Below are 10,504 nucleotides of genomic sequence, written 5' to 3'. Positions count from 1 at the left end.
GGCTACCGTCCCGGCGCCGACATGTCGATCGCGCTCGATCCGGCGTCGAGCGAATTTTACGAAAACGGCAAGTACGTGTTCGCGCGTTCGGACAAAAGCGCGCGCAGCGCCGAGCAGATGGTCGAGTTCTACGCAGCGTGGCTCAAGAAATATCCGATTGTCTCGATTGAAGATGGACTGGCGGAAGATGATTGGGCGGGATGGAAAATTCTCACGCGCGAGCTCGGCGCGAAGACGCAAATTGTCGGCGACGACATCTTCGTCACCAATCCAAAATTTCTGAAACGGGGAATCGACGAGCACGTCGCGAACTCGATCCTGATCAAGCTCAACCAGATCGGCACGCTGACCGAGACGCTCGCGACGATCGAGATGGCGCGCGCGGCGGGTTATAGCAGTGTAATCTCTCATCGATCGGGCGAGACCGAAGACACGACGATCGCGGACCTGGTGGTCGCGACCGGCGCGGGACAAATCAAAACCGGATCGATGAGCCGGTCCGAGCGCATCGCGAAATACAACCGGCTGATCAGAATTGCCGAAGAGCTTGGCGCCAAGGCGACGTATCCCGGCGCCGCCGCGTTCAAGCGCGGGAAATCCTGATGGCGACCCGGCCGTCGGTTGCAGCGCTGGTGATTTTCGACGGATGGGGGATCAGCAAGAGCCGCGCGTCGAACGCTATCGCGGCGGCGAAGACTCCCGTGATGGACCGCCTCTACGCCACGCAGGCGCACACCGAACTCGAGGCGTCGGGCGAAGCGGTGGGACTGCCGCCGGGCGTGATGGGCAACTCCGAAGTCGGGCATCTCACGATCGGCGCGGGCCGGGTCATTTTCCAGGACCTGATGCGAATCACGAAAGCGATCGAGAGCGGCGCCTTCGCGCGCAATCCGACAATCGTCAAGGCGATTAAAGAGACGGTCGCGCTCGGCACGACGCTGCATATCTGGGGACTGCTCTCCGACGGCAGCGTGCACAGTCATATCGATCATCTGATGGCGATCCTCGACGTCGCCGCGGCTAACGGCGCAACCCGGATTGCGGTTCATGCCGTGCTCGACGGGCGCGACAAGCCGCCGCGCTCCGCGCTCGCGTTTATCGATCGGCTCGAAGCGAAGCTGAAGCAGCTCGGGCGCGGGCGAATCGTGACGGTCACGGGACGTTACTACGCGATGGATCGCGACAAGCGATGGGATCGGGTCGAGCGGGCGTGGCGCGCGATTGTCCGGGGCGATGGCATCTCCTCTTCGAGTGCGCGCGCGACACTGGAGAGTTCGTACGCTGCGGGTAAGAGCGACGAGTTCGTCGAGCCTCATGTTATCGGTGCGCGAACGCCGATGGCAGACGGCGACCAGGTCATCTGCTTCAACTTTCGCGCGGACCGGGCGCGCGAGCTGTCGGCCGCGATCGCGCTCGATGGATTCTCCGGCTTCCAGCGCCCGCGCATCCCGAAGGCGGGCTATGTTTGCATGACTGAGTACGACCGCTCGTTCGCGCTGCCGCTGGCGTTCGGCCCCGAGGACGTGCGCAACACGTTGGCCGAGGTGCTGGCGCGCGCGGGGCTCAAAAATTTGCGCGTCGCCGAGACCGAGAAATACGCGCACGTCACTTACTTCCTGAACGGCGGCGTCGAGAAGGCGTTTCCGCTCGAAGAGCGCGCGCTGATTCCGTCGTCGAAGGTCGCGACCTACGACCTGGAGCCAGCGATGAAGGCGGCAGAAATCGCAACGCGCGTCGCCGCAGAAATTGCGGCCCGCAAGTTCGATGTCGTTGTGATGAACTTCGCCAATCCCGACATGGTCGGCCACACCGGCAAGTTCGAGGCGACGGTGGCGGCGGTCGAGGCGACGGACGCGGCGCTGGGCGTCGTGATCGACGCGCTCGAGAAGCGCGGCGGCGTCGCTCTCGTCACCGCGGATCACGGCAACGCGGAATTTATGGCCGACCCCGCGACCGGCCAGCCACATACGGCGCATACGACGAATCCGGTGCCTCTGATTCTGTACGATCCGAGATTCAAGGGGCGGCTCAAGGACGGCGGCACGCTCGCGGATGTCACGCCGACGCTGCTCGGGATGCTTGGGGTGAAGGCGCCGAGTGAGATGACGGGGCACGATTTGAGGGTCGAGATTGCACGCTGATTTGTAGATCCTTGATCGGACAAAATTGGCGATTTCTACCATTAGTTGTGGTTTGGCGACTGACGGACCACCATCGGTCGTTTCGTTCCGTCAAAACTAATATTTCGGAAGAGCGAGGATCGTGGCCCGATTTTCAGAGATGCGGGCAAGCGAGTGGCATTGTGAGCGATGCTCATGCGTGATCAATAGCAAGACGGGCGCGTACGGATAAGGCTGAACAGTTCATCCCTGAACTTTTGCGGCAGTGCAACAAGGAGCGCGCGCAGCGCGGGAGTGATAGACCGGAACCGGCTTCGCGTGGCGCTAAGCTGTCCGAGATCCTTCCTGCCGCTCGCGTTGCTCGCTTCGTCCGGATGACCAGATCTCGCTTTGCGGATTCTCGTGCGACCTGCGCGGTACGAACCGAAAGGGAAACTGAGAGAGGCGGGTTACCAGCGGATAACCTGCTCGTAGATTTTTGGGAGCTGGCGCGGGAGGGACGCGATGTCCTCGATGACCAGGTAGCGCGAGGATTGGCACATCTGGCGCAGGTAGTCGTGGCCGGTTTTGTCGACCGTGATGCAGAACGGGAGGACGCCTGCGAGCTCGAGTTCCTTGAGGGCGACCATCGTGTCCTGGATGCCGTAGGCGTTCGAGCGGCGGTCGTGGCCGTAGTCGAAATCCTGCGGGAAGCCGTCGCTCAGCAGAATCATGTGCTTGGCGCGCGAGGAGACGTCCTTGAATTTCTCGCGCACGTGGCGAATCGCCGCGCCCATCCGGGTTGAGCGCTTGGGCTCGACCGAGCCGATGCGCGCCTTGACCTCGTCGCTGAGTTCCTGATCGAATTCCTTGATGACGTAAAATTCGACGTTGTCGCGGCCATGGCCGGAGAAACCCATGATCGCGTAGGAGTCGCCGATTTCCTCGAGCGCCTGCGCCATGATGACGAGCGCTTCCTTGTTGACGTCGATGATGCGGCGCGGACGATTGGCGGTCTGTGGGCGGCGCTGCCAGGCCTTCATCCAGTCGTCGGTGTCGTCATCGTCGGTATGCTTGCGCGGCTCGCGATGGACGGGCTCGTCGGTCGACGCTGACATGTCGAGCAGGAACAGCGTGGCGACGTCGCGCGCTTCTTTCTTGCGAGCCTTGTACATGCGCCCGTCGGGCGTCTCGCCCATCAGGCGCGCGACGCGAGCCTCGATGGTCCGGTCGATGTCGATTTCCTCGCCGTCCTCGAGTCCGCGGACCATCCGGTACGACGCGGGCCGGATGCGCTGGAAGTTGCGGCGCACGCCGGGCATCATCTCGGCGTAACGAATGAGCGTGTTCTCGTAGAAGTCGCCCTCGTCGCCAGTCAGCGGAATTTCGCGCAACCGGCACCAGTTGCGGCGGTAATCGTTCAGCACGTAATCCCATTCGTCGTAGGCGTAGTAGGAATCCTGGCGGCCGCGTCCGATCATCAGGCGTCCCTGCCCGGTGACGGAGCCGACTTCGCCGAGCTGTTCGCGCATCTGCTCGAGCTCGCTGAGCTGCTTGCCGGTGAGCTGCGTCAGGTACATGCCGTCGCCCTCGGCGCTGCCGTCGCCCTGCGAGGGTTTGATCTCGGCGCCCTGCTCGATGAGCTTGCGCAATTCTTCGGGCGAGAGCGCCCTGCCCTGTCCGCCCTTAGATTGTTTGCCCGAGACGTCCATTTGCACGTTCTGATCGGGCTCGCCGCCGCCGTCGCCATTCTCGCCGTCTTCGCCTTCGCTGGCGGTCTGCGATTCCGAGCCTTTCATTCCTTTGATCAGGTCGTTGCGCATCCGCTCCGCTTCTTCTTCGGTGAGGGGGTCGCTTTCGCCACGCTCGCGGGCCTGTCGGATCAGATCCTGGAGCCAATCGTAGAGCGCGCTGACCTGGCGGACGCTGGTCATGACGTCGGCGCCACGCGCGCGAACAGGCGCGAAGTGCTGCGCGGCCATCATGACCAGCGGCGAATCAAATCCTTCGCCAGTCGATTTGAGATCGAGCGCCGCGCGCACCAGCATCGTGCTGAGCGACTCGGGATGAAGCCGATCGAGGAGCGAGCGATTGAGGCCTGCGATGCGCGGCGCGAGTCCGCGATAACGGCGCGCTAGTTCGGCGTCGATTCGCGCCGACTCCGCCAGCCGCATCAGCGCGCCCGCGAGGCCCGGGTCGTCGAACGACGCGACGAAGCTGTCGATCGCCTCGACGCCGCTCTCGCCGCGCTCTTCGAAGCCCGCGATGTCCGCGAGTTTCAGCTTGAAGGTGCCGAAGTCATGACGCGCCGCGAGGTGCGCGGTGGTGACGAAATAGTAGATGTAGGCGTCGCCGCGAGTGCCGAACGGTTCGAGGCGCTCGGGCAGGTAGATCATCTCGCCGGGCAGCAGCGGGTAGTGAAACGGCAGCATCGGGCCGCTGTTGGCGAGCGAGTCGATGCGGAACTCAAGCGGAAACAGCATCCGCATGAACTTCGTCAGCACGCCCTTGATTTCGAAGAGGTCCTGCGGTTTCTCGGCAGTTTCGGGCATCATCCTTACAACATAATCATTGTTACAAAGAGCGAGACAGCGATGCAATTTGATGTTGGCGGAGGGTATCGCGCATGATGATGGTTCCGACTGCCCGAGAGCTTTGCGGGCGGTTTCGCCGATTCCAGCGCGCGCAGCGGGCTTTGTCCAGCAGGTCGCTGCTAACGAGAACCGTAATCTTTCGAGCCGGCTTCATACCACAATGTATCATGGCGGGGGCTTCGAAGGTTCACCGTGGCTCACGGAATCCGCGATGTATCGAAAGACCTGCGACCACTGCACGATGTCGAGGCCTAAATCGCCTGCCGTGCGGACGATGACGACGTTGGCTCTGGGAACGACGAAGATGAACTGGCCCCATCTGCCGATGGCTTCGAACGTGTAGTCATCGGCGCCCCGAGAATTGCCCCACCAGAAATATTTGTAGTAGCCGCCCGCGTCCGCCCATTGCGGATACGTCTCCCATGGGCGGTGATCGGCAGGATCGGGCGCCGTTGATTCGTGCACCCATTTTTCCGAGATGAGCTGCCTACCGTTCCAATTCCCCTTTTCCAAGAAGAGCTGGCCGAATTTCGCGAAATCTATTGCTCTCGCATTCAGCGCGACGTGCGACAGCACGAAGCCGTCCTGAATACTGTCGAGGCTCCAGGTCGCGGGATACTCCATCCCGATCGGCTCCCAGATTTTCTCCTGGAGATAGCCGCTTAGCGTCCGATGTGTCGTGCGCTCGACGACAATCGCCAGCAGGCCGACGTTGAAGTCGGTGTAATGAAAGCTTTGGCCGGGAGGCTCCGCGATTTCCGTGTCAGAAAGCAACATCCCCCTGGAGTTCGGATAGAAGAAGTAGAGCGCGTCCTCGTCCCACGGCATTTCGGCGATTCGATAGCGGATGCCGGATCCCATCGTCAGCAGATTTCGAATCGTGACCGTGTCGAAGCCGCGGTCTTTCAGTTCCGGAAGATAATTCACGATCGGATCGTTGACGCTCTTGATGTAACCCTCGTCGATTGCGATCCCGAGTAGCGCCGAAGTGAACGACTTGGCCATCGAGCGCGAGATGCAGATCGAGTCGCGCTGGTAGCCGTTGAGGTAGCGCTCGTCGAGGAGCTTGCCGTCCTTGATCACGATGAAAGCGTGAGTGCCGGTTGTTTCGAGCAATTTGTTGAGCGCGACGCGCTTGGTCGTGTCGCCATCCTTGTATTCCACCTCGACCGGCAGGGCGCCGACGATGGCGCGCGGGAATTGAAACGCGGGCGGTGCGTTTTCGATCGTGCGGTAGGGGAACAGTTTGTAGTCGTCGGACGGCGAGAATTGATGGCGCAGGCCCCAGAAGGCGTATCGATACAGGTAGTCGCCGTTTAGCCAGGGCGTGGCGCACGCGGGCGACGCGGCGAGTGCTAAAGCAATCATCGCGATCGCGGATGCCAAGCGCTTGAGCATCTCTGGTTCCAAATGCGAGAGGGGAGCCGACTCAGTCCTTGGGGGCCGATTGCTTCAGCAGCGCGTCGATGCGGGCGGCGCGTTCGAGGGCGGGGTCGAATTCGAAATCCAGCTCGGGCGTGTATCTCAGGCCAAGTGATTTGCCGATTTCGCGGCGGATGAAGCCGCTGGCGCTCTTGAAGCCGGCGATTGCGGCCGGGGCGCGGATCGAGCCTTCGAGGTGCGAGAAATAGACGCGGCCGTGGCGCAGGTCGTCGTCCATCCTGACGCCCGTCAGCGTGATGCCGCGCAGGCGCGGGTCGCGCAGATCGCGCACGAGCAGGCCTGAGAGTTCCCGCAGGACTGCTTCGGCGACGCGCTCGGGTCTTCGGCCTTCAGGCAATGTACTTCACCCGTGTCAGTAGTGGATAATTTCGAGCTGCTCTTCGCCGAGCGGGACCAGCCCGAGCGAATCGATAAAGTTCACGACCTCGCGCAGCGCACTGTCCACGAACGCGCGGTCGCTGCCGACCTGCGCGATACCCAATTCGGCGCGCTGCCACATGTCGTGGTTGTCGGACTCGGCGATCGAGACGTTGAACTTGTTGCGGACGCGGGCCTTGATTGCGCGCAGCACCTGCCGCTTGCCCTTGAGCGAATGATTCTCCGGCAGAAACAGCGTCAGCCGCATGATGCCGATGACCATGATGATACGCCCCCTCCGCCAACGCGCCCGCCGCGCGCCCGGAACGACCAACCAAACCGCAGTCTAAGGCTGAAGTTGCTTTTCGACCGCCGCCTGACCGCGCACCGTCTGGGGACTGGGCGCGGCGAGCCTGCGCAGGATCGCTTCCATCTCGAAAGCTTCGATGATGTCGTCGGGTTTCACGTCGTTGAAATTTTCGAGCGCGATACCGCATTCGTAGCCCTGCACGACTTCGCGCGCATCGTCCTTGAAGCGCTTGAGCGTGGCGAGCTTGCCCTCCCACACCGGGCGGCCGTCGCGCACCAGCCGCGCGCGAGCGCTGCGCACAATCTTGCCGTCGACCACCATGCATCCCGCTACGGTGGCGCCGGGCACGTTGAAAATCTTGCGGACCTCCGCGCGGCCGAGCGCCTTCTCCCGATACGTCGGCGCGAGCAGACCTTCCATCGCCTCGCGCATGTCGTTGATCGCTTCGTAGATGATCGTATAGAGGCGAATCTCGACGCCTTCTTTCTCCGCGAGGTTCGCGGCCTTCGGTTCGGGACGGATATTGAAGCCGATGATGATGGCTTTGGAAGCCGACGCGAGCGTTACGTCGGTCTCTGAAATCGCGCCGGCCGAGGCATGAATTACTTCGAGCTTGACTTCCTCAGTTGACAGCCGCGCGAGCGCGTCGGCAAGCGCCTCGACCGAACCCTGCACGTCGCCCTTGAGGATGACCTTGAGTTCCTTGACCTCGCCCGCCGCCAGCCGCTGGCTCAAGTCTTCAAGCGAGATGCGGCTGGTCTTGGTGAGTTCGCCTTCGCGCTGCTTGCCACGGCGATACTCGGCCACTTGCCGCGCCTTGGATTCCTCGACCACGGCGGTGAATACGGTGCCGGGCTCGGGAACTGTCGAGAGGCCGAAAATTTCGACCGGCGTGGACGGTCCCGCCTCGGTGAGTCGCTGCCCGAGATGGTTCTGCATCGCGCGCACGCGTCCGTATGAAGTTCCGCTGACGAAAGGATCGCCCTGGTGCAGCGTGCCTTCCTGGATGAGCACGGTGGCGACCGGACCCCGGCCGCGGTCGAGCTGCGACTCGATTATCGTACCGCGTGCGGAGCGCGACGGATTGGCCTTCAACTCCATCACATCGGCCTGCAGCAGGATCATCTCGAGCAGCTTGTCGATTCCCACGCCGGTGCGGGCCGAGACTGGCACGGTTATGATATCGCCGCCGTAGTCCTCCGGCACCAGGCCGACCTGCGTCAGGCGCTGCTTGACGTTGTCGATGTTCGCGTCGGGCAAATCGATCTTGTTGATTGCGACGATTATCGGAACGTTGGCGGCACGAGCGTGGTTGATCGCCTCCTGGGTCTGCGGCATCACGCCTTCGTTGGCCGCGACCACCAGCACGACAATGTCGGTGACCTTGGCGCCGCGCGCGCGCATCGCAGTGAACGCCTCGTGGCCGGGGGTATCGACGAACGCGATCGGCCGCCCGTTGGCCTCGACGGTGTACGCGCCGATGTGCTGCGTGATTCCACCAAACTCGCGCGCCGTAACGTTGGTGTGGCGAATCGCGTCGAGCAGCGAGGTCTTGCCGTGATCGACGTGGCCCATCACGGTGACGACCGGCGGCCGCGTGACCATCTCGCCGACAACGGTCTCTTCGGGCGCCTCTTCGATGACCTGCTCGGCGTCGAAGGAAACATTCTCGACGCTGTAGCCGAACTCGCCCGCGAGCAACGTGGCGGTGTCGACGTCGAGCACCTGGTTCAGCGTCGCCATCTGGCCGAGTTCCATCAACTTCTTGATCAGGTCGCCGGCCTTGACGCCCATCGATCGCCCGAGGTCGCCGACCGTAACGCCCTCGGTGATACGCACGACGCGCTTGGAGGCCTTGGGTGTCGTGATCTCGGTCTTGCGTTGTTCCTTGCCAGGGAGAGCGCGGCGCTTCTTCGGCACCCGCAGCCCGCGCATCTCGCGCTCGGCGGCAAGGTCTGTACTGCCCTTCTTGACGACTTTCTTTTTCTTTATTCCGCGGCCGCCGCCGGGCTTGGCGATCTGATCGGGCGGAAGTTGCGGCATCCCTTCCGCCGGCTGTGCCGGCTGCTGTTGCGGAGCGAAGCGTCCGGTCAGACCGGGCCGCGCACTCGGCGCGCCGGCTGCGGTACGCGAACCAGGCGACGCGGGACGCGGTGCCGGCGCCTTCGGGCGCAGGTCGATCTTGCCGAGAACCTTCGGTCCCTTCTGCCCGTCGTCGAGCGTCGGGCCGGTCTGAGAGCCGCGCGTCAGGTTGATCGAGCCACGCTCCGCAGTTTCCGCCGGGCGCACACGATCGGTGCGGTAACCAAAGCGCGACGACGGCGCCGCAGGAGGCGCTTCAGGCGCGGGCGCGGCTTCGGCAACGACAGGCGCGTGCTCGAGCTCCGGGCGAACAATCTTAATTTCAGGCTCCGGTTCCTCATCCTTGATATGGACGGCGGCCTCGGGCGGATGAGCCTCGTAGTCGGCCTCGCCAATCTCTTCGATTTCGGGCTCCGGCTTGACGACAATCGGCTCTGGCGCGCGATGCGGCTCGACGACCGGCGCAGGTTCCACATGATGCGAGTCGAACATGACCGGGGTCTCGGCCTCCGCGGGTTCGCCGAGAAAAGGCGACACGAACGAATCGTCGCGGGATTCTTCGACTTCGAAATGGAAAGGCGTGTCGGCGCCGCCGGCGGGCTGTCCGCCCTCGGCGTGACGCCGGCGCATCACAGTGGCGTTGAGGCGCTTCTCTAAAATCTTTCCGCTGCTCGTTTCGAGCACGGTCTCGCGGCGGAGAATCGACGCGCGATGCGCCTGCTCGTCGAGGTCGGCCTTCAGCCGGTCCGCCTCTTCGGGCGAGAGAAGACTCGACTCGGACTGCGTATGCCCGAGCTTCAGGCGGGCGCATCCGGCGAGCAAATCCTCGACCGGGAATCGCCAGTCCGTTGCAAGAGTTTTGATCCGCTTTCGCGCCATCCCAGTTATACTATTCGACCTCCGAGCTTCTATCCAGTCGCGGTTCGATCGCCGCCGCTATCTGGACCCGCTCGCGACGTTCAATTTTTCGCCGGAGCGCGTGAAATTCCTTAACTTTTGAACCGACGAAGCGTTCGACGCATCCGGGCGTTGGATGCAAATATCCTCCGCGCCCGGCGCGGCGCGCCTCGAAATCCACTTCGACACGCCCGTTGACGACCGCAATTCGCAGCATTGCCGATTTCGCATCCCGCTTCATACATCCGACGCAAGTACGCTCGGGCGACTTAGCCAGTTATTTTTCTCCCGCATCTTCGCCGGCGGCCGGCGCGGTTTGCTCGGCAATCGTTTCGCTCGCTGCCTCCGCACCTGCTGCTTCCGCCGCTACCGGCTCCGAGGCTGCCAGCGCAGCGTCAGCCGCAGCGGCCTCTGCCGCTTCGGCAGCAGCCGCGGCCTTTTCCGCGGCCGCGATCTTCTTGTTCGCGACGTGCTCGCGCGCCGCGTTGATTATCTGCATCGCGCGCTCGGGGCTGATGCCCTCGACGTCGAACGCCGTCTCGTCGGCCTCCGACAGTTGCTCCGCCGAGCGGAATCCCCACTGGTAGAGCAGTTCCGCGTTGATGTCGCCGATGCCGGGGATTGCGTTGAGCGACGCGCGCGCCGAGCGAGCCTCTTCTTCGGCCTCCGCCTCGCTGCGCACGTCGAGCTTCCATCCGGTCAGCCGATGCGCCAGGCGCACG

General features: G+C 63.2%; 7 protein-coding genes and 2 pseudogenes. 2 read left to right on the top strand and 7 right to left on the bottom strand.

Going from position 1 to position 10,504, the window contains the following annotated elements; translation table 11 throughout:
* On the top strand, positions 1-603 hold a 603-nt coding region (gene eno, locus VJX68_RS07475), incomplete at its 5' end, for a phosphopyruvate hydratase (RefSeq protein ID WP_414643463.1).
* Positions 603-2,141 (top strand): 2,3-bisphosphoglycerate-independent phosphoglycerate mutase, encoded by a 1,539-nt coding sequence (gene gpmI, locus VJX68_RS07470; RefSeq protein ID WP_324095045.1) that lies wholly within the window; start codon positions 603-605, stop codon positions 2,139-2,141. The genes eno and gpmI, both read left to right, overlap by 1 nt.
* A gap of 428 nt (positions 2,142-2,569) precedes the next feature.
* Here the strand turns inward: gpmI and VJX68_RS07465 are convergent, their stop codons facing one another.
* From VJX68_RS07465 to VJX68_RS07435, 7 genes and pseudogenes are all read right to left on the bottom strand, one after another.
* Entirely contained in the window at positions 2,570-4,651 is a 2,082-nt protein-coding gene (locus VJX68_RS07465) for a nitric oxide reductase activation protein NorD (RefSeq protein ID WP_324095044.1), read from the bottom strand.
* A gap of 207 nt (positions 4,652-4,858) precedes the next feature.
* Positions 4,859-6,061 (bottom strand): serine hydrolase domain-containing protein, encoded by a 1,203-nt coding sequence (locus VJX68_RS07460; RefSeq protein ID WP_324095043.1) that lies wholly within the window; start codon positions 6,059-6,061, stop codon positions 4,859-4,861.
* A gap of 61 nt (positions 6,062-6,122) precedes the next feature.
* Positions 6,123-6,473 (bottom strand): 30S ribosome-binding factor RbfA, encoded by a 351-nt coding sequence (gene rbfA / locus VJX68_RS07455; protein WP_324095042.1) that lies wholly within the window; start codon positions 6,471-6,473, stop codon positions 6,123-6,125.
* 15 nt (positions 6,474-6,488) lie between these two features.
* A complete protein-coding gene (locus VJX68_RS07450) occupies positions 6,489-6,776 on the bottom strand; it encodes a DUF503 domain-containing protein (protein WP_324095041.1) in 288 nt (95 codons plus the stop codon).
* A gap of 144 nt (positions 6,777-6,920) precedes the next feature.
* A pseudogene (gene infB, locus VJX68_RS07445) lies at positions 6,921-9,764 on the bottom strand (translation initiation factor IF-2); the annotation flags it as partial.
* A 10-nt stretch (positions 9,765-9,774) separates the two neighbouring features.
* A complete protein-coding gene (locus tag VJX68_RS07440) occupies positions 9,775-10,059 on the bottom strand; it encodes a YlxR family protein (RefSeq protein ID WP_324095046.1) in 285 nt (94 codons plus the stop codon).
* A pseudogene (locus VJX68_RS07435) lies at positions 10,060-10,504 on the bottom strand (helix-hairpin-helix domain-containing protein); the annotation flags it as partial. It abuts the gene before it with no gap.

It is taken from the genome of Binatus sp. (SeqCode) (assembly GCF_035272065.1).
Lineage (GTDB): Bacteria > Desulfobacterota > Binatia > Binatales > Binataceae > Binatus.
The sequence above is the reverse complement of the archived record's forward strand: the minus strand, read 5'-3'. Positions and strand labels throughout refer to the sequence as shown.

Bases quoted from the DNA above. Each gene is read 5' to 3' on its own strand.
- VJX68_RS07465 (WP_324095044.1), bottom strand. From the start codon at position 4,651: ATGCCCGAAACTGCCGAGAAACCGCAGGACCTCTTCGAAATCAAGGGC.
- VJX68_RS07450 (WP_324095041.1), bottom strand. From the start codon at position 6,776: ATGGTCATCGGCATCATGCGGCTGACGCTGTTTCTGCCGGAGAATCAT.
- gpmI (WP_324095045.1), top strand. From the start codon at position 603: ATGGCGACCCGGCCGTCGGTTGCAGCGCTGGTGATTTTCGACGGATGG.
- VJX68_RS07460 (WP_324095043.1), bottom strand. From the start codon at position 6,061: ATGATTGCTTTAGCACTCGCCGCGTCGCCCGCGTGCGCCACGCCCTGG.